Raw genomic sequence first — 23,826 nt, 5'->3', positions numbered from 1 at the left:
GCAGGAGAAACATGACATACGCCAACCCTCAGTCAGCAGGACAGCCAACTGGAGCCAATAATCCAGGAATGAGTCCTGCAGGAGTGATTAACCAAACTCCTTCTGCTGGCTTCGTAGCTGGTGGTGTTGGTGGTAGCCAGGCAACCCAGTTGTCGGATTACAAAATCATTCGCCGTAATGGTTCCGTTGTTGCATTTGAGCCATCCAAAATTGCCATTGCAGTAACTAAAGCATTTTTGGCAGTTAATGGCGGCCAAGGTGCAGCATCTGCACGTGTACGCGAACAAGTGGAGCAGCTCACACACGCTGTAGTGCGCGCTTTATTGCGCAGCCGTCCAAATGGCGGCACTTTTCATATTGAAGATATCCAAGACCAAGTCGAATTGGCTTTGATGCGAAGTGGCGAGCACAACGTTGCTCGTGCCTATGTTCTCTACCGTGAAAAGCGTAATCAAGAGCGCGCAGCTCAACAAGATGCTTCTCAAGATGCTCAAGTGGCCAATGAGGCTGGTGAGTCTGGCATCAAAGTTATCGATGATGGCGAAGAGAAGTGGCTCGATATGGCTGCTTTGCGCACGGTGATTGGAGCAGCTTGCGAAGGTTTGGGTAATCAAATTGATGCAAGTCCAATCATCACCGAAACAATTAAGAATTTGTATGACGGTGTTCCAATGGCGCAAGTGTATGACTCTGCGATCTTAGCTTCACGTACCTTGATTGAGAAAGACCCGGCATATAGTCAAGTGACGGCTCGCATCTTGATGCACGTTATTCGTAAAGAAATTTTTGGTAAAGAAGTATTACAAGGTGATACACAGGCTGAGTACGGCACCTACTTTGCTAAGTACATTAACGAAGGTATTTCTGCAGAGTTATTAGATCCGCGTATGCGCGAGTTTGACTTGCCGCGTTTGGCCGCCTCCTTGAATGCAAATCGTGATTTGCAGTTCAATTACCTTGGTTTGCAAACTTTGTATGACCGCTATTTCTTGCACATTGAAGAGCGTCGCATTGAAATGCCACAGGCTTTCTTTATGCGTGTTGCAATGGGCTTGGCTTTGAATGAAGCGGATCGTGAACGTCGTGCGATTGAGTTTTATGAAATCCTCTCTACATTTGACTTCATGTCTAGCACCCCGACATTATTCAATTCAGCAACAACCCGTCCACAGCTTTCTAGCTGCTACTTAACTACAGTTGATGATGACTTAGATGGCATCTACGAAGCTTTGAAAGAGAACGCTTTGTTGTCTAAGTTTGCCGGTGGTTTAGGTAATGATTGGACTAACGTTCGCGCTTTAGGTAGTCATATCAAAGGCACCAACGGTAAATCACAAGGTGTTGTGCCGTTCTTAAAGGTAGTCAATGACACTGCAGTTGCTGTAAACCAAGGTGGTAAGCGTAAGGGTGCGGTTTGCGCCTACTTGGAAACATGGCACTTAGATATTGAAGAGTTCTTAGAGTTGCGCAAGAACACTGGTGACGACCGTCGTCGTACCCATGATATGAATACTTCCAACTGGATTCCTGACTTGTTCATGAAGCGCGTTATGGAAAATGGTGACTGGACATTGTTCTCACCATCCAATACTCCTGACTTGCATGACAAGTACGGCAAAGCTTTCGAAGAGGCTTATGTAGCCTACGAGCAAAAAGCTGATCGTGGCGAATTAAAGCCATTCCGTAGAATCCCTGCGCAACAGTTATGGCGCAAGATGCTTGGTATGTTGTTTGAAACAGGCCATCCATGGATCACTTTCAAAGATCCTTGTAATATTCGTAGCCCTCAGCAGCACGTTGGCGTGGTTCACTCCTCTAACTTGTGCACAGAGATCACTCTGAATACAAATGAGACTGAGATTGCAGTATGTAACTTGGGTTCTGTGAACTTAACCGCGCACATGACGACCGACGCTAACGGTAAGATGATTTTGGATCACGAGAAGCTCCAGAAGACTGTCCGTACGGCTATGCGCATGCTGGATAACGTCATCGATATCAATTACTACGCAGTTGCTAAAGCACGTAATTCCAACTTGAAGCACCGTCCAGTCGGTATGGGCATCATGGGCTTCCAGGATTGTTTGCATATGCAGCGTATTCCTTACGCTAGCGATGAGGCTGTGAAGTTTGCAGACTCTTCTATGGAAGCGGTTTGCTACTACGCTTACCAGGCTTCATGCGAATTGGCTGAGGAGCGGGGCGTATACAGCACTTACAAAGGTTCCTTATGGGACCGCGGCATACTCCCGCAAGACTCTGTAGCACTTCTAGCTCAAGAGCGTGGTGGTTATGTCGAGGTTGACAACTCCTCTACTATGGATTGGAGTGGTTTACGTGCCCGTATCAAGCAGCACGGTATGCGTAACTCGAATTGCGTAGCGATCGCGCCAACAGCAACGATTTCTAACATCATTGGCGTTTCTGCCTGTATCGAGCCTACTTTCCAGAACTTGTTCGTGAAATCAAATCTTTCAGGTGAGTTCACCGTCGTGAATGAGTATCTGGTTCGTGATTTGAAGGATCGTGGCCTCTGGGATGAAGTCATGATTGCTGATTTGAAGTATTTTGATGGCACTTTGTCCAAGATCGACCGTATTCCGCAAGACTTGCGTGATTTATACGCAACTGCCTTTGAAGTCGAGCCTAGCTGGCTGGTTGAAGCGGCTTCTCGTCGTCAGAAGTGGATTGATCAAGCTCAGTCATTGAACATCTACATGGGTGGCGCATCGGGTAAGAAGTTGGATGACACCTACAAGCTGGCATGGTTGCGTGGTCTTAAGACAACCTATTACCTGCGTACCATGGCTGCGACCCACGTTGAGAAATCAACTGTTACTAGCGGTCAATTGAACTCAGTTTCGAGTGGCGGCGGTGTAAATGGTACTGATGCAGCCGCTGCAAGTGCTGCAGAAGCAGATGGTCCAGCGTGCACAATGCGCCCTGGCGACGCTGGCTTTGATGAATGTGAAGCATGCCAATAAGCCATTTGGCGATTGGTTGGAAATAGAAGAATTGAGGAGAAAGTTATGTTGAATTGGGAAGAGGAAGTTGCTCCAGCGCTAGCGAAAGTTAGCCTTGCACCGCAGCCGATTGCAGCTGAGCCACAACGCCCGCAGCCAGATCAAGTGGCACCACAAACCGCCGCATCTGCACCAGTAGAAGCCGCCAAATTATCTGGTGGCGCAGCTTTGCGTGTAAATGCTGCTGATAAGCGCGTGATTAATGCTAAGACTGACGTAAACCAGCTGGTTCCATTTAAATATAAGTGGGCTTGGGAGAAGTATTTGGCTGGTTGCGCAAACCATTGGATGCCACAAGAAATCAATATGAACCGCGATATCGCGCTTTGGAAAGATCCAAATGGTCTAACTGAAGATGAGCGTCGCATTATTAAGCGCAACCTCGGTTTCTTTACTACCGCAGATTCTTTGGCTGCAAACAATATTGTTTTGGGTACCTATCGCCACATTACCGCTCCAGAATGCCGTCAATACCTATTGCGCCAGGCTTTTGAAGAGGCAATTCATACCCATGCATATCAATATATTGTCGAATCTTTGGGTTTAGACCAGAGCGAAATCTTCAATGCGTATAACGAAATTGAGTCGATTCGCGCCAAAGACCAGTTCTTAATTCCTTATATTGACGTATTAACAGACCCAAATTTCAAGACTGGCACATTAGAAGCTGACCAAAAATTACTTCGTTCGCTGATTGTTTTTGCCTGCGTAATGGAAGGTTTGTTCTTTTATGTTGGTTTTACGCAAATACTTGCAATGGGTCGTCAAAACAAAATGACGGGTGCTGCTGAGCAGTATCAATACATCCTTCGCGACGAGTCAATGCACTGTAATTTTGGCATCGATTTAATTAATCAAATCAAGCTGGAGAACCCGCAGTTATGGACTTCCGCGTTCAAAGACGAGATCAAAGCGATCTTCGAAAAAGCGGTCGAATTAGAGTACCGTTATGCCGAAGATACGATGCCTCGCGGAGTGCTCGGATTGAACGCTCCGATGTTCAAAGGGTACCTAAGATACATCTGTAATCGCAGATGTTTGCAAATAGGACTTGACGCAATGTTCCCAAATGAAGAGAATCCATTTCCATGGATGTCAGAAATGATTGATCTGAAGAAAGAACGAAACTTTTTTGAGACACGCGTTATTGAGTATCAAACCGGTGGTGCGCTTAGTTGGGAATAGTAAGGCAAGTATCAAGCGCATAGTCGGCTAAATAGGAGATTAGACGGTTGGATAGTTTAAGAAGTCAGCAAAATCAGACTCAAATCCGAAAACCCTTGCTCAAGGGTGTCTGGGCTATTCTCTCTATTTTTTCCAGCACATTTAAAAAGCCGTTGTCCTTTGGGGCCACGGCTTTTTTTCCAGGATTCATTAGCGTGCAGCACTTAGCATCAAGCCGCGCGCCGATGAATGGCTCGCTCGTCAGGCCCAATTGGTTGCAAAACCAGGCGGAAATGAATGGTCGGGTCTTCTTAATCGTTAGTTCGTACTAATCCTCACGTGAAGGAGTAACACACATGGCAACAAAGAAAAAACCTGCTGCAAAGAAACCAGCTGCTAAGAAAAAAGTAGCTGCAAAGAAACCAGCTGCTAAAAAAGTAGCTAAGAAGAAGCCTGCTGCTAAGAAGCGTCCAGCTGCTAAAAAGAAGCCAGCCGCTAAAAAGCGTCCAGCTGCTAAAAAGAAGCGTGTAGCTAAAAAAAAGTAAGTAAACCTGCTGCGAAGAAAGCGGGCCCTGCTGTAAAAAAGCCCGCGGCTAAGAAAGCTGCATCAGTAACAACTGCCGCTGCTTGGCCCTTCCCAACTGGCACTCGTCCTTAAGTTTTAACTTTAGACGGGTGGTAAGAAGTTCAAAGGGGTCTCTATGAGACCCCTTTTTTATTGCCTAATTAGCCTAGCTTGGGATGATGTAGTCGTCCTTATAGGCTAAAGCCGAAAGCGGATTTGAACTGCTCAGTAATCTGATCTTTGCTCAATTGGTGGTTTTGTGGTCCTTGATGACTAATTTTGATTGAGCCCATCAGGCTTGCTAGACGGCCGGTAGTTTCCCAGTCCATACCGTTTTCTAGTCCAAAAAGTAATCCGCCACGAAAAGCGTCGCCGCACCCAGTTGGATCAGTCACTTTTGCTGCTGGCACGGATGTAATAGAAATGCATTTGCCAGCGGAATAGATATCGGCACCTTCAGCCCCTTTGGTCACAATCAAAGCCTGCACTCGTTCAGCAACTTTTGCTAGGCTCAGCCCAGTTCTTTGAGAAAGCATTTCACCTTCATAGTCATTTACAGCCAGATAGCTTGCAATCTCAACTAACTCAAGTAGTTCTGGACCATTAAACATCGGTAAACCTTGGCCTGGGTCAAAGATAAATGGGATATTGGCCTCTGCCAATTGATGGCAGTGCTCCCACATCCCTTGACGACCATCTGGCGCAACAATTCCGAATTTAGCGGCACCCTTGGCGTTTTTGCTGCGCTCGGTAATTACTGCAGAAACCTGGTTGAGATGGGATTCATCCATAGCTCCTGGATGGAAGGCTGTAATTTGATTATTAGACTGATCGGTCGTAATCATCGCCTGTGCAGTAAATGCGTGTTCAATTTGACGAATGTGGCTGGTATCAATCTGCAGTTGCTCAAGACGCTTCATGTAGGGGATAGCATCCCCGCCAACAGTTGCCATGATGATTGGATCGCCACCTAAAAGCTTCAGGTTGTAAGCAATATTTCCTGCGCAACCACCAAATTCTCGGCGCATCGTTGGCACCAAGAAGGCCACATTCAGAATGTGAATCTGCTCAGGCAGGATTTGATCAGCAAATTTGCCTTCAAAGTTCATGATGGTGTCGTAGGCGACAGAGCCACAGATCAAGCTAGCCATAAATTACTTTCTGTAAGAGATAAATATGAATCAGAGTTAAGAATAAAGAAAAAGCACAATTGAGGATCTTTTAGGGGTAAACAACTCTCACCCTATAGCCAGCAGCATTCTGCGGCAATTGGATTGGTAGTTGGGCTTGGATTAGCTCTCCTGAGGCGACACCCTTGCGCAAAAAATCAAGGTGAGATTCTTGCCAAGCAACGGGCAACCATTCTTTTGGAGTTAAGCGAATTGATGTGATCTCAGATTCTTCTGCATCCGTGAGAGAAATTTCCAAATCTGGGGGTAAAACAGCGAGTGCAAGTCGATTTTGTATTTCAACTTGCAGTATTGATTGATTTGCGCCGCTTTTAAGGCCTTCTCGCGCGTTTTCAGGCGATAGTGTGGCTGAAGTTATTTTCCATGCAGCAAAATCGCTCACAGGGCGATTTACGCATCCTAGTGCGCCACATATTTTTTCATCTATAGCCTGCAAAATAGAAAATGCAGTCACTGAAAAAGAATTTGATGTGCCATCTACCTGCGGTGCTAATGCTGGAAGCAAAGAATTTCTGGAAAGATGCTCGCTAAATACGAGAAGGAGAGCAAAAAAGCAGGCTAGTAAAGCGAACTTCAATCCTTTTTTTTGCGCAGGTGCAGCAAAAAGAGTATTAGTGATCTTCTGTTTGTCTTTGGGTAGAACGCCATGCAAGCAAACCCAACCATCACTTTCTTTCCAGATTGAGAGTTTTAGCCATTGACTATAGGTGGCAATGACTTCATCAGCTTGGCGAGCAAGCACTCCAGACAAAACAATTTTTCCGCCGGGGCTTATTTTGTTTACCAATGCTGGGGCGAGCACTTGCAGAGGATTAGCCAAAATATTGGCCATCACAATGTCGTATTTCGTTTCTGCTGCAAGCTGTGGAGCATCGTCATTTGGCAAAACAAACTGAATGATGGTGTTGTTGATTTGGGCATTACTCCGTGCCGCAACCATTGCCTGAGGATCAATATCGGTGCCGACAACAGTACTACAGCCAAGCTTTGCGGCTGCAATGGCTAAAATACCTGAGCCACATCCGTAATCTAAAAGACTGAGTTGCTCAAGTTTGTGATGCTCTTCGAGCCATAACAAACACAAATGCGTAGTGGGGTGACTGCCCGTTCCAAAAGCTAAGCCTGGATCAACAGCCAAGCAGATTGCATTTGGATCGGTCGGGGCCTCATGCCAAGATGGCACTACCCAAATGCGTTTACCAATTTGAATGGGTGCGAATTGGCTTTGGGTAAGTCTTACCCAATCTTGCTCTTCAACGATTTTTTCTTGGGGAGCTGCTAAGTTAAAGCCAGCCTCTTTTAAGGAAGCCATTAATTCAGGAATAAATTGTGTGCTGGCTGAGGCATCCATATCTGGATTAAAGAGGGCTGTTACTGCGGATCTATCCCAGGCTTGTACTTCAGGTGATAGGCCAGGCTCTCCATAGAGTGGGTTCTCATCATATCCACCGGCCGAATCATCTTCTACGGTGACAGATAGCGCTCCCAACTCCAGTAGCACATCGCCTAATGGTTCAGCTGTTTCAGCAACTACCGTGAAGACCAGTTCACGGTAAGACATGAGGCACTCGCATTAGTTAAGATTTTCCGCGGCTTGCGGCTTGCTCTTCTAAGCGATGCTCCAGGTAGTGAATGCTGGTGCCGCCTTCCATGAAGTTAGGATCCAACATTAATTCTCGGTGCAAGGGCACGTTGGTGGTGATGCCATCAATCACCATCTCTGATAAGGCAATTTGCATGCGGCGGATCGCTTGTTCACGAGTGTTGCCATAAGAAATTAATTTGCCGATCATTGAGTCATAGTTCGAGGGAACAACATATCCGCTATAGGCATGGGAATCAACTCGAATGCCAGGGCCGCCTGGCATATGGAAGGAGCCAATTTTTCCTGGGCTTGGAGTGAACTTGAATGGATCTTCTGCGTTCAAACGGCATTCAATTGCATGGCCTCGGAACACAATATCTTTCTGGCGGTAGGCTAATTTCAGGCCAGCAGCAATCCGAATCTGTTCTTGAACGATGTCGACACCAGTAATCATTTCAGTAACGGGGTGCTCCACTTGAACGCGGGTATTCATCTCGATAAAGAAGAATTCGCCATCCTCATAAAGAAACTCAAAGGTTCCTGCGCCACGGTAAGCCATTTTTCGACAGGCTTCTGCACAACGCTCACCAATTTTGGCAATCAAGCGACGATCAATACCTGGAGCTGGTGCTTCTTCAATCACTTTTTGATGGCGGCGCTGCATCGAGCAATCGCGCTCGCCTAACCAAATCGCATTGCCATGGGTATCGGCCAAAATCTGAATCTCAACGTGACGAGGTTTTTCTAAAAACTTCTCCATATAGACTTCTGGGTTACCAAAAGCGCGGCCTGCTTCTTCACGCGTCATATTGACGGCATTGAGAAGGGCTGCCTCGGTATGCACAACCCGCATACCACGACCACCACCTCCGCCAGCAGCTTTGATGATGACCGGATAACCTACTTTTTTCGCAGTAGCAATAATTTCTTTTGGGTTATCAGTTAAAGCCCCCTCAGATCCAGGGACACAAGGCACCCCTGCTTTGATCATGGCACGTTTAGCAGAAACCTTATCGCCCATTAAGCGGATTGTTTCAGCTTTAGGGCCTATGAAGGCAAAGCCAGATTTCTCTACACGCTCAGCAAAGTCAGCATTCTCAGAAAGGAATCCATAACCCGGATGAATTGCTTCAGCATCAGTCACTTCAGCCGCAGAAATAATCGCTGGCATATTGAGATAACTCTGTGGTGATGGGGCAGGCCCAATACAAACGGCCTCATCAGCCAGCTTTACGTACTTTGCTTCTTTATCTGCCGTGGAGTAGACCACTACAGTTTTAATTCCCAACTCACGGCATGCGCGTTGGATACGGAGAGCAATTTCTCCCCGATTGGCAATCAGAATCTTATCGAACATGTCGGCTGTGAGTTAGGTAAATATGGATTAGTAAAGAAGCTTAAAAAATTAAGCAATGATGAATAGTGGTTGGTCAAATTCAACGCCTTGACCGTTTTCGCAAAGAATTTCTTTAACCACGCCGGCGTGTTCTGACTCAATCTCATTGAGTAATTTCATCGCTTCAATGATGCAAAGTGTCTGACCTACTTTTACCGTATCGCCAATACTGACAAAATTTGGAGATTCTGGATTTGGGGCGCGATAGAAAGTGCCAACCATTGGGGAGCGAGCAACAAATCCAGATTCACCAGCGGGCACTTCAATAACTGGAGTTGCTGCTGGTGCCAGATTTGCTACGGGAGTAGCTTGCGCAGCATGAATAGGCGCTAGATTTGCATGAACCGCTTGTCCAGCGGGTACTGGGGAGCCACCATTAACGATGCGTACACGGTCTTCACCTTCGTTAACCTCTAACTCAGAAATGCCCGACTCAGAAACGAGGTCGATCAAGGTTTTTAGTTTTCTCAGATCCATGTGAGTGCTTCCTCTTTTGTAATGCTTTAAATTAACTTAGTTTTATAAGCGGGCAATCGCTGCTTGCAATGCCAGTTCATAACCAATGGCGCCTAGGCCACAAATGACACCAGTTGCGATGTCCGATAAATAGGAATGTTTGCGGAACTCTTCGCGCTGATGAATATTGGACAAATGGATTTCTATAAAAGGGATGGCCACTCCGGCTAAAACGTCACGTAAGGCAACGCTAGTATGGGTAAATGCGCCTGGATTGATGATGATGAAATTCACCCCATCTTGTTTGGCTTTTTGAATACGGTCAATTAACTCGCCTTCATGATTACTTTGGTAGGTGCTCAGGTCAATAGATTGAGCTTTTGCCAGCTCCTCTAGTTTTTGATGAATGTCTTTAAGGGTGGTTGTCCCATAAACCTCTGGCTCACGAGTACCCAATAGATTGAGGTTAGGACCCTGAATTACGAGAATTGAAGCTTTTTTCGACATAGATCCCTGTTTTTAGAGGCAGTTTGGTATTCATTGCTTCGAATGCTATGAAATAAGTATACCTTCTCAAGATTCTGAAAAAAGGAAGCTTGAGCATTGTTAGGAGGAGATATTGATGTGAAATGTCCTAATTGCCTTGTTTTTGAGCATTTAAAAGGGGGTTTGCAACATGCAAAAAGCTGGATCATTCGCTATAAAGCAGATTTAATCGATTTTCTGAGCTCTTCTTCGCTTATCTTTCCTAATTTTGTATATATTGCCTTTCCCTTGGAATTGATAATTACTGTGTATGGGAGGGCTCCCTGGGTATTGCCCATTTGCTTAGAAAGATTACTCCCTTCTAAGCCACCAATCACAATCGGATAGGTGACAGGGGTACTTTTCAGGAATTCACGAATATTAGAGGGTGAATCGATACCGATACCGACAAATAAGACATTTTGCTGCAAATACTCTTGCGAAAGCAGGTCTAAAGTGGGCATTTCTTCAACGCAAGGGGGGCACCAGGAGGCCCAAAAGTTCACAATCAGGACTTTTCCCTGCCATTGTGCAGTATTTGCTGGTTTTCCATCAGGGGTCTGCCAAGGATTAGCAAAAAACGCTTTTACAGAAGGTTCGCTAGCTAAGCCAGTTTTAGAAATCCACTGCGAAGTCAGCACGCCAGCCAGAAGTGCCAAAAGACTAATTCCGCAAATGGCCACTAATTGTCTTCGGTTCATTGCAACTCCTTCGCTAAAATTCGTAGATGCATATTCATATCTTGGGCATCTGCGGTACTTTTATGGGCGGCATTGCCGCAATCGCTCGGCAAGCCGGACATCGTGTCACTGGTTGTGATGCTAACGTGTATCCGCCGATGAGTACACAACTTGAGGCTCAGGGTATCAAACTCATTGAAGGATTTTCACCAGATCAATTATTGCAGTTTGAAACGATGCCTGATTTATTTGTGATCGGCAATGTGGTTTCTCGTGGCAATCCATTGATGGAGGCCATTCTGAATCAAGGGCTCCCTTATATCTCGGGCCCACAATGGCTAGGCGAACAAGTTTTGTATGGCAGGCATGTTTTAGCGGTTGCCGGCACGCATGGCAAGACAACAACATCAGCCATGCTCACTTGGATTTTGGAATTTAGTGGTTATAAACCGGGTTATTTGATTGGTGGTGTGCCTCTCAATTTCACCGTATCTGCACGCTTAGGTGAGAGCCAATATTTCGTGATTGAGGCTGATGAATACGACACTGCTTTTTTTGATAAGCGCAGTAAGTTTGTGCACTATAGGCCACGCACTGCTTTATTAAATAATTTGGAGTTTGATCATGCCGATATTTTTGCCGATCTTGCTGCCATTGAAACCCAATTTCATCATCTCGTGCGCACTGTGCCGAGCGATGGTTTATTAGTGGTGAACGGCGAAGAGCCAGCCTTAGCGAGTGTGATCACACGCGGTGCTTGGGCGCCTGTAGAGCGCTTCGGCCAGGAGGCCAGTAACGAGTGGTCATTAATTTCCCAAGCAGGCGATGGATTCATTGTGCGCAAATCTGGTCAAGAAGTTGCTACTGTGAAGTGGGCTCCAGATTCTGGAGTGATGGGGCGACATAATCAACTCAATGCATTGGCAGCAATTGCATCAGCAAATCACATTGGTATTGCACCAGCTGATTCTGCGCGCGCTTTGGCGCAATTTAAGAATGTCAAACGACGCCTTGAAACGATTGGTATTGCAAATGACATTACCGTCTATGATGATTTTGCCCACCACCCAACTGCTATTGCAACCACTGTAGATGGCTTACGTCGTCGCGTTGGTCAAGCGCGCATCTTGGCCGTATTGGAGCCTCGCTCCAATACGATGAAGCTTGGTGTGATGAAGGCTCAGCTTCCGGGTAGCCTGGAGCAAGCTGATCAAGTCTTTGCCTACGGCGCCAATGCTGGTAAAGAGTCTTTAGGCTGGGACTTGGCTGAAGTGTTATCCCCGCTGAACATAAAAGAGCAGGGCAAGGCCCACGCTTTTGATGATCTTGATGCTTTAGTCAATGCAGTTGCAAAAGAAGCTAAGCCTGGTGATCACATCCTGGTAATGAGCAATGGCGGATTTGGTGGCGTACATCAAAAAATATTAAAAGCGATTGGTGTTTAATAGGTAGGATCATGGCAAATCAAAATACAGAGAATAAATAATGGGTGACAGATTAAAAGATAAGGTAGCAATCATTACGGGCGCTGCAAAAGGAATTGGGTTTTCTACAGCACAGCGCTTTGCTCAGGAGGGTGCAATGGTCATCCTTGCAGACGTGAATCTAGAGTCTGTAAAGACTGCTGCTGCACAAATTCCACATGCCCAGGCTTATGCCATGAATGTGACCGATCGAGCCAGCATTCAGGCGGTCGTAGATCAAGTAATGCAAAAACATGGCCGTATTGATATCTTGATTAACAACGCTGGCATTACGCAAGATGCCCGTTTGGTAAAGATGACAGAAGCCCAATTTGATGCGGTGATTGATGTCAATCTCAAAGGCGTATTTAATTGTGCGCAGTTAATTGTTCCGCATATGCTAGAAGCGGGCTCAGGATCGATTGTGAATGCATCTAGTGTCGTTGGTATTTACGGTAACTTTGGTCAAACCAATTATTCAGCGACTAAATTTGGCGTGATTGGCTTTACCAAGACTTGGGCACGCGAGCTTGGCCCTAAAGGGATTCGGGTGAATGCTATTTGCCCAGGATTTATTGCAACTGAAATGGTTAAAGCAATGCCAGAAAATATTTTGCAAGATATTGAAAGGCGCAGCTGGCTTGGTCGTCTGGGCACTCCTGAAGAAATAGCAAATGTGTATTTATTCTTGGCTAGTCACGAGGCCAGCTTTGTCAATGGAGTTGCTTTAGAGGTTAGCGGCGGGATCTCTCTCTAAGCATGAACCTCGTATACGAAGAAGGTGGCGATATCAAGATTGCCACAGTGCAGTCTGCATCGGGAGCAGGAGATGCTGAGTCTTGGCAGGCTACCAGCCTAACTGGAAAAAAGATCAAACTCAAGGCTAAGGAAGTTTGGCTGCGCTTTGAAAGGCCTGAGGCTCAAGCTGTAATGGATGAGGCCACTACTTTATCTCAAGAGATTGATTTACAGTTGCTCTGGGATTGCGCACCAGATGAAGAGTTTGGTTTAGTCGATGTATCTCAAGAGTATTTTGGCGCACAAGCTACTATTCCTCAGCAAGTCTCTTTAGGGATTGCTTTGCAAGGCGCCCCAGTATTTTTCCGTCGCAAGGGGCGCGGACGTTTTCAGAGAGCACCGCTTGAGCAATTGCAGGCTGGCTTAGCCGCACTTGAGCGTAAGCAAAAAGAGTTGGAGCAGCAGTCTGCTTGGCAACAAGAGTTGGTAGCTGGTAGATTCCCAGAGGCGCTCAAGTCTTCCGCTCAGCAGTTATTGTTCTCAGCCGATAAAAATACCTCTGCCTATAAAGCCTTGATAGCTGCCTGCAATGAGACTGGTGAGTCTCCTGCGCAATTAATGATTCGTTGCGGCGCGATTGATTCTCCTTTGGCTTATCACCAAGGCATGTTCCTCAAAGCACATTTTCCTAATGGGTCTGCACATAGTCAAAGTATTGCTGTTGACCCAGCGGCTTATGCTGCTGCTATTGCTGAGCTTCCACTTGCAGATGTAAAAGCTTTCTCCATTGATGATGCTGGCACTACAGAGATTGATGACGCCTTATCCGTCACGGAGCTAGCCGATGGGGGTCATCGTATTGGTGTTCATATTGCTGCGCCTGGTTTAGTGATTACTAAAGATGATCCCTTAGATCAGGTAGCGCGAAGTCGGATGTCGACGGTGTATTTTCCTGGCGACAAAATCACGATGTTGCCTGACTCCGTCATTGAGCAATTTTCTTTAGATGAGGGCGCTCCCAGACCCGCCTTATCGATCTACGTTGATATTGATGCGGTAGGTGTAATAAATAAAGATTCGCTGCAAATGCGAACCGAGATGGTGCCAATGGTAGCCAACTTACGCCTAGAGAATATTGAGCATCTTGTCAGTGAGGAAAGCTTGGCTGATGAAGGCGCTTCCTATCCTTATCGTAAAGAGCTCTCCGTTTTATGGAGGGCTGCTCAACATTTACATGCTGGGCGCCAAGAAAAGCGAGTAGCTAATGGCCTTCGTGCAGAGCAATTGGGGTTTATCGATCCTAATACCTTAGCAAGAGATTTCTATTTTCAAATTAAAGATGTGAATGGCTTAGAGCGCGTAGAGATCGTAGCGCGTCAGCGTGGATCTATTCTCGATACGATTGTTGCTGAATGGATGATTTTCTGTAATAGCGCTTCCGGTCAACTCTTGGCTGATCATGGTTTACCAGGCTTATTTAGAACTCAGAAAGGTTGGGGTCCTTTGCGCACACGTATGCAAACTACACCAGGACCTCATGAAGGCTTGGGTTTAGATCACTACGCGTGGTGCACATCCCCGTTGCGTCGTTATTCTGATTTAGTGAATCAATGGCAGCTCATTGCTTTAGCAAAACATGGTGTGACTGCCAAGATGGTTGCCCCGTTTCCGCCTCAAGATGCTACGTTGATGGGCATTGCCGCGGATTTTGAGTCTTGTTATCAAGCTTATGGTGAATATCAAGATAGGTTAGAGAAGTACTGGTGCTTGCGCTGGGCTCTGCAAGATGGTGAATCTAAAAATATGCATGTACGCCATTTAAAAGAAGGCATGTCGAGAGTAGAGTTAGTGCCACTGCATCTACCGATTCCAGAATTGGCAAGCCATCCGCGCATGACTCGTGCCCAGGTTCTATTGGCAGATATTGACTTACTGCAATTGAGCGCTGCGGTCAGGGTGCTAGAAATTGAAGCTAAAGTCGAAGTACCTGAAGTAAGTTCCGAAGAAAATGGTAGCGCAGGCTAAAGTGTCAGGATTCGTGATGCCTGAAAAATTAAGCAAAGCAATGCTTTATCTTCAGACCACTTGGCAGCGCTACCCATTCCGCTTGGCGCTTTGCATATCACTTTTAATTCACCTGATTTTTTTATCCGTTCGTTGGGGATTTGGAGGGATTGAGAGTCGTCGCCTCAATACACCTCTTAGCGTAGTGCTGGTCAACGCTAGCAATAAAACTCCCCCTAAAGAAGCGAATAAGTTAGCGCAAGCTGATTTGCAGGGCGGTGGTAAAACCGAAAATCAAGATGCAACTGCTTTGCACCGCGCTCGCTTGGGAGCCGAGGCTCGCCTTGAGATTTTGGAGAAGCAGCAAAAACAGATGCTGGCAAGGTTGAATGAAGAGAGATTTCGTTCGGGTGGGCGCAAGAGTGGGGAGGATCAAAAAATCACTCCACAACTGAACTCTCTAGAAGCTGAGTTGGCTAAACGGTTACAGGCAGATGGGCGCGAACCACGACGCAAAGTCTTAACAGGCAGCAATGCCAAAGCAGTGACTTTTGCACATTACTACGATGCAATGCGTCAAAAGATTGAAGCTTATGGAAGCGCATTTTTTCCACGTGCCAATGGCCGCCCTCTATATGGCAGCTTAGTGATTGTGGTGAGCGTTGATGATCAAGGCCGCATTACGACGAATGCTCAAGGTAAGGATGGCCTATCGATCGGTCGCAGCTCAGGTAACCCGGAGTTAGACCGACAGGCAATTGCTATCGTGCGCGCTTCAGCTCCCTTCGGCCCATTTCCGTCTGAAATGCGCAATCAGATCGATGTACTCGATTGGGTCTCTACCTTTGAATTTTCTCGCGATGGCGCTGACCGCCTAGAGTTGCGGCATTAATTTTTTGAAAAATAGTTCATAAATTCGCTTATTCTGTAGTCATCATGAATCCATTAAATCCCGCTGATCTGCATACTGACCCAAGTCTTTTTGTGGGAACAGATGTCTACGCAGTTACGGGTAATCCCATTTCTCATACCAAGTCTCCAGACATTCATCGACGCTTCGCAGAACAGGCCAAGCAAAAAATGCACTATGGGCGTTTACAACCTGACATCAATGCTTTTGCTGTAGCAGCAAAATCTTTCTTTGATGCTGGTGGTAAGGGTATGAACGTCACCGTACCCTTTAAGTTAGATGCTCAAGCTTTTGCCGATGTATTAACTTCCCGTGCCCAGCTTGCTGGTGCCGTAAATACATTGTGGATAAAAGATAGCAAGATTTATGGTGACAATACTGATGGTGCTGGTCTTGTGCGCGATTTATTGGCTCAGGGAATTGCACTTCATCAATCCAGAATCTTGCTATTGGGCGCGGGTGGCGCTGCCCGTGGAGTGATTGGCCCATTACTACAGCAGTCGCCGAAGTGTCTTGTGATTGCCAATCGTTCTAATGCGAAAGCAGATGAATTAGTGAAGTTATTTGCTGATCTTGCGGCCTCTCAAGAAGTTGCTCTCGAGGCTAGAACTTTATTAGAGCTGGAGAATGCCACCACAACGCCATATCCATTTGATCTGATCATTAATGCTACCGCTGCTGGCTTAATTGATGAATCTCCTTTAAGCGCTCAGGCAGTAGCTAATATTTTTGTACCAAGCTCTTTTGCATACGATATGGTTTACGGAAAATCTACCGCATTTATGCAACAAGCTTTGCAAAAAGGTGCACGCGTCAGTGATGGCTTAGGAATGCTAGTAGAACAGGCTGCCGATGCTTTCTTATTGTGGCGAGGCGAACAGCTGGCTACGGCAATTGACCCACGCGCAGTATTAGCTAAACTTCGCAGTTAACTTGCTCACTTAGCTGAATTTTTCGATGCGTTGGCTCACTTATTTAGTCAAATGCTTGCTCTGTGGTTTTTTGGCGATGCAGCTCTACTTTGCTATTCAGATCGTTTTATGGATTGGCCTTGATCCAGCTAGCACGGCGTTTCAGAGAGCCGAGCGTTGGCGTTTATGTACCTGGCATTGGTCTTGTCCTGTTTATTCTGAATGGACGCCTTACGATAAGATCTCCAATAATCTCAAACGCGCTGTACTGGTTAGTGAAGACGATATCTTTTTTCAGCACAAAGGCTTTCGCTTTGAAGATATGAAAAAAGCTTGGGAAAAGAATCAGCAAAAAACCCAGTTGGGTAATAGTTCTAAGGCCGCTTTACGAGGCGGTTCAACGATCACGCAGCAATTGGCAAAAAATCTCTTTCTTTCTTCCGAGCAAAATTATTTTCGCAAAGGGCAAGAGTTCATCATTACTGGACTTCTGGAGTTAACCCTGTCAAAGCAGAGGTTGTTTGAGATTTATCTCAACTCCGTGGAATGGGGTGAAGGAATCTTCGGCATCGGATCCGCTTCCCATTATTATTTTGCAAGGACACCAGCGACATTAGATCGAGATCAAGCCGCTGCTTTAGGTTCTGCCTTGCCAGCCCCTAAGTGTTTTGATAAACCTCAGTACTGTCGTAAGGCCAATATCCACTTTCCAACTCGACAAGACTTTATCTTGGAGAATATGGATCGGGTTGCCTTAGCGCCCTATCCAGCACCTCAAAGCAGTAAATAAATAGCCCTATCATTCGTGGGTGCGTAGATTATTTTGCGCTAGCGGCTCTGAGCGCATCGCGTGTACTTTGCGCTACATTTCTTGCGGCTTGTGCAAAATCACTACCAGAGCTTGCATACAAAATAGCCCTTGATGAATTGATGATCATTCCAGTCCCAGGCGCCCCAGCAATGCAACCTGCTTTAACGGTTGCATCGATGTCACCCCCTTGAGCACCAATACCTGGAATTAGTAAAGGCATGTCACCAACAATGGCACGTACTTTGGCAATTTCTTCAGGGAAAGTAGCGCCAACTACGAGGCTGATCTGACCGGAACTATTCCACTGTTGTGAGGCTAGCTTGGCTACATGCAAATAGAGTGGCTCACCTGAATCAACCTTCAGAAATTGCAAATCTGAGCCACCAGGGTTGGAGGTACGGCAAAGCACGATAACCCCTTTGCCAGCATGCTTGAGGTAGGGTTCGATGGTGTCAAAGCCCATGTAGGGGTTCACAGTCACTGCATCAGCCCCATAGCGATCAAAGGCCTCTAGGGCGTAGTGGTCAGCAGTACTGCCAATATCTCCGCGTTTGGAATCTAGGATGACGGGAATATGAGGGTATTTATCCTTCAGGTGCTTAATGAGCTTTTCTAATTGGGCCTCGGCTTTTTGGGAAGCAAAGTAAGCGAACTGTGGTTTAAATGAGCACACTAAATCTGCAGTGGCATCAGCGATTTCTCGGCAGAATTCAAATATCCCCTCAGGTTTACCTTGAAGGGATGAGGGCAGCCGCTTAGGGTCTGGATCAAAACCAACACACAACATGCTACCTTGGGAAGCCCATGCAGATTGGAGTTGCTGGTTAAAGGTATTTGAGCGAGAGTTCATTGGATTTGGCTTATTTTAGTGAAATTGTCATGTTGTATAGGATAAACTAGCGCACATTCCTTAGGAGTTCACCATGATCAACTTGTTCGTCCTGCAAAATGGCCGCCTCTCTCAAGAGCAAGTCGAAGATCGCAATGAATTGTTGCAATACGCTAATCCTATCTGGATCGACGTCGTTGATCCAGAGGAAGAAGAACTTATTTGGATTAAAGAGGCATTTGGGGTGCTTTTGCCTGAGTTAGATGACTTGGGAGACTTAGAAGCCTCTGCTCGCTACTTTGAGGCTGACGATGGCCACCTCCATATTCGTACTGATTTCTTATTAGATGAAGAGGAAACCTCTCGCAACGTGCGAGTGGCTTTTGTTCTGACCAAGCAAGTATTGTTCTCGATTCACGATGAAGATTTACCAGTGTTCCGCTTGGTTCGACTGCGTGCTCGTTTGCGTCCTGGTTCAGTCAGCAATGCAAAAGACGTATTGCTCGATTTGTACTCCACTGATGCCGAGTATTCTGCTGATGCCTTGGAAGAGGTTTATGAAAACCTCGAACAGGCTGGTAAGCGAGTATTGCAAGACGACATTAATGATGCTGATGCAGAGCAAGTGCTCGAGACAATTGCCAAGGAAGAAGATACCAATGGGCGTATCCGTCGTAATGTGATGGATACCCGCAGAGCCTTATCTTTCTTGATGCGTAGCAAGCTGCTATCCGATGAACAGCAGGAAGAGGCGCGTCAAATTTTGCGCGACATTGATTCTTTAGAGAACCATACAGCGTTCTTATTCGATAAGATTAACTTCTTAATGGATGCCACTGTCGGCTTCATTAACTTGAACCAATCTAAGATTATCAAGATCTTCTCGGTGGTATCAGTTGCTTTAATGCCGCCTACTTTATTGGCCAGTGTTTGGGGTATGAACTACAAACATATGCCTGAATTAGATGCGACTTGGGGCTACCCAATGGCAATTGGTGCGATGATTATTTCAGCTGTTATTCCACTAGGCTACTTCTATAGCAAAGGTTGGATGAAGTAATTAGTTATTGAGTAGTTGAACCAAGCCAGCCAAAGCATACTCAGTTGCCTGTTGCCGTATTGCTGATCTATCCCCACTAAATACTTTGGTTTGACAAGCGGTGATATTTTCACCCGCAGCATTTGCTATGGTCCACCCAAAGCAAACTGTACCGACAGGTTTTTCTGCAGTACCTCCTGTTGGTCCAGCAATCCCAGTAATAGAGACGCCCACATTAGCGCCAGCATTGCGCTGCGCTCCCTGTGCCATAGCCCTAGCCACAGGCTCGCTGACTGCCCCATGAGACGCTATCAACTCTGCAGGAACCCCTAAGCACTCCGTCTTTGCTTGGTTGCTATAGGTGATGTAGCCGCGCTCAAACCACTCACTGGATCCAGATAATTCTGTGAGGGTGGCGCAGACGAGGCCACCCGTGCAAGATTCGGCCAGCGCAAGCTTCCAGCCTCTAGCAAGTAAAAGTTGCGCAAGTGTTTTAGCGTGATCAATCGAAATCATAGTGGGACCATCTTTTGTATCAAAGCAATGACTAAGAGTGTGAAGAAGGCTGCAGCAAGATCATCGACCATGATCCCAAACCCACGCCAAATGATTTTTAAGATAGAGGATGAGACATGCTCGTTGCCCTCCCAATTTTTAAAGTGGCGATCAATCATTCCAATGGGTCCAGGTTTGACGGCATCAAAAAAACGGAAGAGTCCAAAAGCGATTACCTGCATCCAAATATTGGCTGGCATGATAAAAATAAGCACAATCCAAAAGGCAATGATTTCATCCCAAACAATCCCTCCGAAATCTTTTTTGCCTAATTCTTCGCTGACGTGACCACAGACCCAGCACCCCAAGAGAAATCCGTCACCAATAATCCAAATAAACTCTTCAGTAGAAAGGAAATACTCACCTACCAAGAAGGCTGCCCAAGCCCAGAGAGTACCTGCGGTCCCGGGCGCAATAGGACTTAGACCACTACCAAAACCAAAGGCGATGGTGCGACTGGCGGTTTGCCTCACCCACCTAAAGGTGGGGCTCACCGAATTCAGATCTTCAGTAGCGTTCATTTTGCAAAGTGGTCAAATGATTTCAGTAATGCCGCTGTTATGGCGTCATCTAGTAAGTCACCATTCTTATTGAGTAAAGACAATTTTTCTATTGCGGAAACTTTGTCTGTAATGCGGCCAATTTTAGTGAGGGGCAAATTCAGCGCCTTACTGATTTCATTAATGCTATTTCTCTTCTCAGCTGGTGCAGTGAAGCAAATTTCATAATCATCACCACCCCTAGCAGCAAATTGATTTTGAATATCCTCGCTCTGTTTGTGCAAAGTGGCAGATTTTGGGAGTTGATCTAAAAATATTTCTGCGCTCACTTGAGATTGTTTGAGAATGTGCTGTAGATCACCAAGTAAGCCGTCTGATATATCGAGGGCAGCGCTTGCACTGTCGCGCACTCTGATGCCGAGCCCTATGCGAGGAGTGGGGCTATGCATACGATGTTCTATTTGCTTTAAGTCACTCTCAGGTAGATGAATTTCATGACGCAGTGCAGCAAGAGCGAGCCTTGCATCACCGACAGTTCCAGAAACCCAGATGTCATCACCCACTTTTGCACCTGATCTGCGAATCGCTTTTCCAGTTGGAATGCTGCCGAATGCCGTAATAGAAATAGTGAGGGGGCCAGCAGTGGTATCACCACCGATGAGGGGGCAGGAATACTGATTAGCAATAGCAAAGAGGCCTTTAGCAAAAGCACCAAGCCAAAGCTCATCCACTGTGGGGAGAGCGATTGCTAAAGTGAATCCTAGCGGCTGTGCCCCCATGGCTGCTAGGTCTGAAAGGTTGACTGCTAGGGCTTTGCGGCCCAATAGCTCAGGATTAGCATCAACAAAAAAATGCCTGCCTGCGACCAGCATATCGCTCGTAATCGCAATTTCCTCTCCTGCAACTGGCGTAAGAAGGGCGCAATCGTCACCAATGCCCAGAGCAATTACTTTCTCGTTATTTGAGCGCATGGCATCTGCACCCGCTTTAAAAAAACGCTGAATGAGATCAAACTCACCAAGGGGGCTAGATTCAGAATGCATTCCCCATTTTATGGCTCTTGGGGAGGGCGCGCTTGAGAGGAATAGAATTGGAGTCTTCAATACGTCTTACCAAAGAGTACGCTGATGAGCAAAGAAACGAATAGAGAGCAACAAATTGCAGCCCTAAGAGAGGCTGCCCTCCAGTACCACGAGTTTCCAACTCCAGGCAAGATTGAGATTGCCCCAACGAAACAGCTGACCAACCAGCGGGATTTAGCGCTTGCCTATACCCCAGGTGTTGCCTTTCCTTGCGAAGAGATTGTTAAAGATCCCGCTAATGCATTTAAATACACCGCTCGCGGAAATTTAGTTGGCGTGATTACCAATGGCACCGCTGTGCTCGGTTTGGGAAACATTGGACCGCTGGCAAGTAAGCCTGTGATGGAGGGAAAAGCTGTTCTCTTCAAAAAGTTTGCAGGCATTGATGTTTTCGATATTGAAGTAAATGAAAACGATCCTGATAAGTTAGTTGAAATCATTGCGGCATTAGAGCCAACATTTGGCGGCATCAATTTAGAGGACATCAAAGCGCCTGATTGTTTTGTAGTCGAGCGTAAGTTGCAAGCCCGCATGAAGATTCCGGTCTTTCATGATGACCAGCATGGCACCGCGATTGTGGTTGCAGCAGCAATCATTAATGGTCTTAAGGTAGTTGGCAAAGATGCGAGTAATGTAAAGCTGGTTACATCTGGCGCTGGTGCTGCAGCATTGGCCTGTTTGGACTTATTAGTTGATCTTGGGATCCCCCGCAAAAATATTTGGGTAACTGATTTAGCAGGTGTTGCCTATAAAGGCCGTAAAGAATTAATGGATCCCGAGAAGGAGCCATTCTGCCAAGAGACCGAACTGCGCACTTTGGATCAAGCAATTGAAGGTGCTGATATTTTCTTGGGGCTATCTGCTGGCGGCGTATTAAAGCAAGAGATGGTCAAGAAGATGGCTCCTAAGCCATTGGTCTTTGCCTTAGCAAATCCAACCCCAGAAATTTTGCCTGAAGAGGTAAAGGCAGTGCGCCCTGATGCAGTGATGGCTACAGGCCGTACTGATTATCCAAATCAAGTCAACAACGTCTTATGCTTCCCATTTATTTTCCGTGGTGCTTTAGACGTAGGCGCTACAACGATTACACGTGGCATGGAAGTGGCTGCAGTGAAGGCGGTTGCCGAGCTGGCGCAAGCAGAGCAGAGTGAAATAGTGACCTCTGTATATGGCATTGAGAATTTGTCCTTTGGCCCGGAATACTTAATTCCAAAACCGTTTGACCCCCGTTTGATTACAGTCATTGCTCCTGCAGTGGCACAGGCCGCCATGGATGACGGCGTAGCAACCCGCCCGATTAAAGATTTCGAGGCTTATCGTAATCAGCTACAGCAGTTTGTGTACCACTCTGGTACTTTGATGAAGCCACTCTTTAGTATTGCCAAGGGCGTGCCAGCAAATCAAAAACGCATTGTGTTTGCTGAAGGTGAAGATGAGCGTGTATTGCGCGCAGTCCAAATCCTCCTTGATGAACAGCTTGCTACTCCAATTTTGATTGGTCGCCCAGCTGTGATCGAGCATCGAATTGAAAAGTTTGGTCTGCGCATGAAGATGGGCGATGACTTCGAGCTTGTAAATCCTGAAAATGATTCTCGCTTCCGTGAATTCTGGCAAATCTATCTTGGGCTGACTGAGCGCAAGGGTGTTACAGAGTCTTTTGCAAAACTCGAGATGCGTCGTCGCAATAGTTTGATTGGCTCGATCATGATTACTAAGGGCATGGCTGACGGCATGATTTGTGGAACGATTGGCAATTGCGCAACGCATCTGAAATATATTGATGAAGTAGTTGGTCGTGAGCCAGGCGCTAATGTCTATGGTGCGATGTCTGGATTGATTCTTCCAGGTCGTCAAGTGTTCTTAGTGGACACGCATATTAATATTGATCCAACAGCGCAAGAGTTGGCTGAGTTGACTTTGATGGCTGCTAGCGAAATGCGCAAACTTGGATTGATTCCAAAAGTGGCGCTACTTTCCCACTCTAACTTTGGATCGAGTAATGCCCCTTCTGCCATCAAAATGCGTGAAGTATTGGCCCTCATTCAAAAAGCAGCACCTGATTTAGAGGTAGATGGTGAAATGCATGGCGATAGCGCCTTGGATGCGAGCATTCGTGAGGGTGCGGTAACCTCGTCCCCTTTGAAGGGTGACGCAAATCTCTTGGTTTTGCCCAATATTGACGCTGCTAACATTTCTTACAATTTGTTAAAAACAGCAGCAGGTAATGGAATCGCTATTGGACCCTTGTTATTGGGTGTGGCAAAACCAATTCATATCCTGACTCCTGCGGCTACTGTTCGCAGGATTGTGAATGTGACAACTTTGGCAGTTGTAGAGGCTGCTAGCAACGCTAGAGGCATTGCTTAAGCCAATTAAATATATCTAAGTTAGCAAAAACTA

Annotated in this window: 21 protein-coding genes and 1 pseudogene; 11 read left to right on the top strand and 11 right to left on the bottom strand. The window is 46.4% G+C overall.

Features of this window, described 5'->3' with window-relative positions:
* The first annotated feature begins 11 nt into the window (after window positions 1-11).
* The 3 genes from ICN29_RS05400 to ICN29_RS10800 all read left to right on the top strand — a co-directional run bounded on the left by ICN29_RS05400 (window position 12) and on the right by ICN29_RS10800 (window position 4,732).
* Window positions 12-2,984 (top strand): ribonucleoside-diphosphate reductase subunit alpha, encoded by a 2,973-nt coding sequence (locus ICN29_RS05400; RefSeq protein WP_216130450.1) that lies wholly within the window; start codon window positions 12-14, stop codon window positions 2,982-2,984.
* Window positions 2,985-3,029: 45 nt separating this feature from the next.
* Window positions 3,030-4,208, top strand: coding sequence for a ribonucleotide-diphosphate reductase subunit beta (locus tag ICN29_RS05395; protein WP_216130448.1), 1,179 nt, complete (start codon window positions 3,030-3,032; stop codon window positions 4,206-4,208).
* Between the two features lie 335 nt (window positions 4,209-4,543).
* The gene (locus tag ICN29_RS10800) at window positions 4,544-4,732 is read left to right on the top strand and encodes a hypothetical protein (RefSeq protein ID WP_439651256.1); all 189 of its coding nucleotides are present in this window, start codon (window positions 4,544-4,546) and stop codon (window positions 4,730-4,732) included.
* 211 nt (window positions 4,733-4,943) lie between these two features.
* On the opposite strand, the gene ICN29_RS05385 is transcribed toward ICN29_RS10800, so the two are convergent.
* From ICN29_RS05385 to ICN29_RS05360, 7 genes and pseudogenes are all read right to left on the bottom strand, one after another.
* On the bottom strand, window positions 4,944-5,903 hold the full coding sequence (locus tag ICN29_RS05385; protein ID WP_216130446.1) for a carbohydrate kinase family protein: 960 nt from the start codon (window positions 5,901-5,903) through the stop codon (window positions 4,944-4,946).
* 70 nt (window positions 5,904-5,973) lie between these two features.
* Window positions 5,974-6,324, bottom strand: a complete 351-nt coding sequence (locus tag ICN29_RS10810; protein ID WP_500797031.1) for a DUF3426 domain-containing protein — start codon at window positions 6,322-6,324, stop codon at window positions 5,974-5,976.
* A 261-nt stretch (window positions 6,325-6,585) separates the two neighbouring features.
* Window positions 6,586-7,503, bottom strand: a pseudogene (gene prmA / locus ICN29_RS10690) (50S ribosomal protein L11 methyltransferase); the annotation flags it as partial.
* A 16-nt stretch (window positions 7,504-7,519) separates the two neighbouring features.
* Window positions 7,520-8,884 carry an acetyl-CoA carboxylase biotin carboxylase subunit gene (accC, locus tag ICN29_RS05375; protein WP_216130442.1) on the bottom strand — a complete coding sequence of 455 codons (1,365 nt, stop codon included), beginning with the start codon at window positions 8,882-8,884 and terminating at the stop codon, window positions 7,520-7,522.
* A gap of 48 nt (window positions 8,885-8,932) precedes the next feature.
* Window positions 8,933-9,400 carry an acetyl-CoA carboxylase biotin carboxyl carrier protein gene (gene accB / locus ICN29_RS05370; protein WP_216130440.1) on the bottom strand — a complete coding sequence of 156 codons (468 nt, stop codon included), beginning with the start codon at window positions 9,398-9,400 and terminating at the stop codon, window positions 8,933-8,935.
* A gap of 42 nt (window positions 9,401-9,442) precedes the next feature.
* A complete protein-coding gene (aroQ, locus tag ICN29_RS05365) occupies window positions 9,443-9,886 on the bottom strand; it encodes a type II 3-dehydroquinate dehydratase (protein WP_216130438.1) in 444 nt (147 codons plus the stop codon).
* Between the two features lie 191 nt (window positions 9,887-10,077).
* Window positions 10,078-10,605: a TlpA family protein disulfide reductase gene (locus ICN29_RS05360; RefSeq protein WP_216130436.1), complete on the bottom strand. Its 528-nt coding sequence runs from the start codon at window positions 10,603-10,605 to the stop codon at window positions 10,078-10,080.
* A 26-nt stretch (window positions 10,606-10,631) separates the two neighbouring features.
* Between ICN29_RS05360 and mpl the strand changes: the two genes are divergently transcribed.
* From mpl to mtgA, 6 genes are read left to right on the top strand one after another with little or no spacing between them, the layout of a single operon-like run.
* Window positions 10,632-12,029, top strand: coding sequence for a UDP-N-acetylmuramate:L-alanyl-gamma-D-glutamyl-meso-diaminopimelate ligase (mpl, locus tag ICN29_RS05355; RefSeq protein WP_216130434.1), 1,398 nt, complete (start codon window positions 10,632-10,634; stop codon window positions 12,027-12,029).
* A gap of 40 nt (window positions 12,030-12,069) precedes the next feature.
* On the top strand, window positions 12,070-12,804 hold the full coding sequence (gene fabG / locus ICN29_RS05350; RefSeq protein ID WP_216130431.1) for a 3-oxoacyl-ACP reductase FabG: 735 nt from the start codon (window positions 12,070-12,072) through the stop codon (window positions 12,802-12,804).
* A 2-nt stretch (window positions 12,805-12,806) separates the two neighbouring features.
* Entirely contained in the window at window positions 12,807-14,810 is a 2,004-nt protein-coding gene (locus tag ICN29_RS05345; protein ID WP_216130430.1) for a ribonuclease catalytic domain-containing protein, read from the top strand.
* A gap of 16 nt (window positions 14,811-14,826) precedes the next feature.
* Window positions 14,827-15,681, top strand: a complete 855-nt coding sequence (locus ICN29_RS05340) for an energy transducer TonB family protein (RefSeq protein ID WP_255538072.1) — start codon at window positions 14,827-14,829, stop codon at window positions 15,679-15,681.
* A 44-nt stretch (window positions 15,682-15,725) separates the two neighbouring features.
* Window positions 15,726-16,631: a shikimate dehydrogenase gene (gene aroE / locus ICN29_RS05335; protein WP_216130426.1), complete on the top strand. Its 906-nt coding sequence runs from the start codon at window positions 15,726-15,728 to the stop codon at window positions 16,629-16,631.
* 25 nt (window positions 16,632-16,656) lie between these two features.
* Window positions 16,657-17,400, top strand: a complete 744-nt coding sequence (mtgA, locus tag ICN29_RS05330) for a monofunctional biosynthetic peptidoglycan transglycosylase (RefSeq protein ID WP_216130425.1) — start codon at window positions 16,657-16,659, stop codon at window positions 17,398-17,400.
* A gap of 28 nt (window positions 17,401-17,428) precedes the next feature.
* Here the strand turns inward: mtgA and pyrF are convergent, their stop codons facing one another.
* Window positions 17,429-18,271, bottom strand: coding sequence for an orotidine-5'-phosphate decarboxylase (gene pyrF, locus ICN29_RS05325; RefSeq protein WP_216130422.1), 843 nt, complete (start codon window positions 18,269-18,271; stop codon window positions 17,429-17,431).
* Window positions 18,272-18,344: 73 nt separating this feature from the next.
* On the opposite strand from pyrF, the gene corA reads away from it, so the two are divergent.
* Window positions 18,345-19,310: a magnesium/cobalt transporter CorA gene (gene corA / locus ICN29_RS05320; RefSeq protein ID WP_216130420.1), complete on the top strand. Its 966-nt coding sequence runs from the start codon at window positions 18,345-18,347 to the stop codon at window positions 19,308-19,310.
* Here the strand turns inward: corA and ICN29_RS05315 are convergent, their stop codons facing one another.
* From ICN29_RS05315 to thiL, 3 genes are read right to left on the bottom strand one after another with little or no spacing between them, the layout of a single operon-like run.
* Window positions 19,311-19,805 carry a CinA family protein gene (locus ICN29_RS05315; RefSeq protein ID WP_216130418.1) on the bottom strand — a complete coding sequence of 165 codons (495 nt, stop codon included), beginning with the start codon at window positions 19,803-19,805 and terminating at the stop codon, window positions 19,311-19,313.
* Window positions 19,802-20,365: a phosphatidylglycerophosphatase A family protein gene (locus ICN29_RS05310; RefSeq protein ID WP_216130416.1), complete on the bottom strand. Its 564-nt coding sequence runs from the start codon at window positions 20,363-20,365 to the stop codon at window positions 19,802-19,804. The genes ICN29_RS05315 and ICN29_RS05310 overlap by 4 nt, the downstream gene beginning before the upstream one ends.
* On the bottom strand, window positions 20,362-21,387 hold the full coding sequence (thiL, locus tag ICN29_RS05305; RefSeq protein WP_216130414.1) for a thiamine-phosphate kinase: 1,026 nt from the start codon (window positions 21,385-21,387) through the stop codon (window positions 20,362-20,364). Before thiL ends, ICN29_RS05310 begins: the two co-directional genes overlap by 4 nt.
* 84 nt (window positions 21,388-21,471) lie before the next feature.
* On the opposite strand from thiL, the gene ICN29_RS05300 reads away from it, so the two are divergent.
* Window positions 21,472-23,793, top strand: a complete 2,322-nt coding sequence (locus ICN29_RS05300; RefSeq protein ID WP_216130412.1) for an NADP-dependent malic enzyme — start codon at window positions 21,472-21,474, stop codon at window positions 23,791-23,793.
* The last annotated feature ends 33 nt before the right edge of the window (window positions 23,794-23,826 follow it).

Origin of the sequence: Polynucleobacter nymphae (assembly GCF_018882155.1) — a bacterium.
GTDB classification, from domain to species: Bacteria; Pseudomonadota; Gammaproteobacteria; order Burkholderiales; family Burkholderiaceae; genus Polynucleobacter; species Polynucleobacter nymphae.
This window is presented reverse-complemented; position numbering and strand designations above follow the sequence as displayed.

Excerpts from the sequence above, each read along its gene's own strand:
- aroQ (WP_216130438.1), bottom strand. The coding sequence starts at position 9,886 with ATGTCGAAAAAAGCTTCAATTCTCGTAATTCAGGGTCCTAACCTCAAT.
- aroE (WP_216130426.1), top strand. The coding sequence starts at position 15,726 with ATGAATCCATTAAATCCCGCTGATCTGCATACTGACCCAAGTCTTTTT.
- ICN29_RS05315 (WP_216130418.1), bottom strand. The coding sequence starts at position 19,805 with ATGATTTCGATTGATCACGCTAAAACACTTGCGCAACTTTTACTTGCT.
- mpl (WP_216130434.1), top strand. The coding sequence starts at position 10,632 with ATGCATATTCATATCTTGGGCATCTGCGGTACTTTTATGGGCGGCATT.
- ICN29_RS05345 (WP_216130430.1), top strand. The coding sequence starts at position 12,807 with ATGAACCTCGTATACGAAGAAGGTGGCGATATCAAGATTGCCACAGTG.
- corA (WP_216130420.1), top strand. The coding sequence starts at position 18,345 with ATGATCAACTTGTTCGTCCTGCAAAATGGCCGCCTCTCTCAAGAGCAA.
- accC (WP_216130442.1), bottom strand. The coding sequence starts at position 8,884 with ATGTTCGATAAGATTCTGATTGCCAATCGGGGAGAAATTGCTCTCCGT.
- ICN29_RS05360 (WP_216130436.1), bottom strand. The coding sequence starts at position 10,605 with ATGAACCGAAGACAATTAGTGGCCATTTGCGGAATTAGTCTTTTGGCA.
- ICN29_RS05300 (WP_216130412.1), top strand. The coding sequence starts at position 21,472 with ATGAGCAAAGAAACGAATAGAGAGCAACAAATTGCAGCCCTAAGAGAG.
- fabG (WP_216130431.1), top strand. The coding sequence starts at position 12,070 with ATGGGTGACAGATTAAAAGATAAGGTAGCAATCATTACGGGCGCTGCA.
- ICN29_RS10800 (WP_439651256.1), top strand. The coding sequence starts at position 4,544 with ATGGCAACAAAGAAAAAACCTGCTGCAAAGAAACCAGCTGCTAAGAAA.
- pyrF (WP_216130422.1), bottom strand. The coding sequence starts at position 18,271 with ATGAACTCTCGCTCAAATACCTTTAACCAGCAACTCCAATCTGCATGG.
- accB (WP_216130440.1), bottom strand. The coding sequence starts at position 9,400 with ATGGATCTGAGAAAACTAAAAACCTTGATCGACCTCGTTTCTGAGTCG.
- ICN29_RS05385 (WP_216130446.1), bottom strand. The coding sequence starts at position 5,903 with ATGGCTAGCTTGATCTGTGGCTCTGTCGCCTACGACACCATCATGAAC.
- thiL (WP_216130414.1), bottom strand. The coding sequence starts at position 21,387 with ATGCATTCTGAATCTAGCCCCCTTGGTGAGTTTGATCTCATTCAGCGT.
- ICN29_RS05400 (WP_216130450.1), top strand. The coding sequence starts at position 12 with ATGACATACGCCAACCCTCAGTCAGCAGGACAGCCAACTGGAGCCAAT.
- ICN29_RS05340 (WP_255538072.1), top strand. The coding sequence starts at position 14,827 with ATGCCTGAAAAATTAAGCAAAGCAATGCTTTATCTTCAGACCACTTGG.
- ICN29_RS05310 (WP_216130416.1), bottom strand. The coding sequence starts at position 20,365 with ATGAACGCTACTGAAGATCTGAATTCGGTGAGCCCCACCTTTAGGTGG.
- mtgA (WP_216130425.1), top strand. The coding sequence starts at position 16,657 with ATGCGTTGGCTCACTTATTTAGTCAAATGCTTGCTCTGTGGTTTTTTG.
- ICN29_RS05395 (WP_216130448.1), top strand. The coding sequence starts at position 3,030 with ATGTTGAATTGGGAAGAGGAAGTTGCTCCAGCGCTAGCGAAAGTTAGC.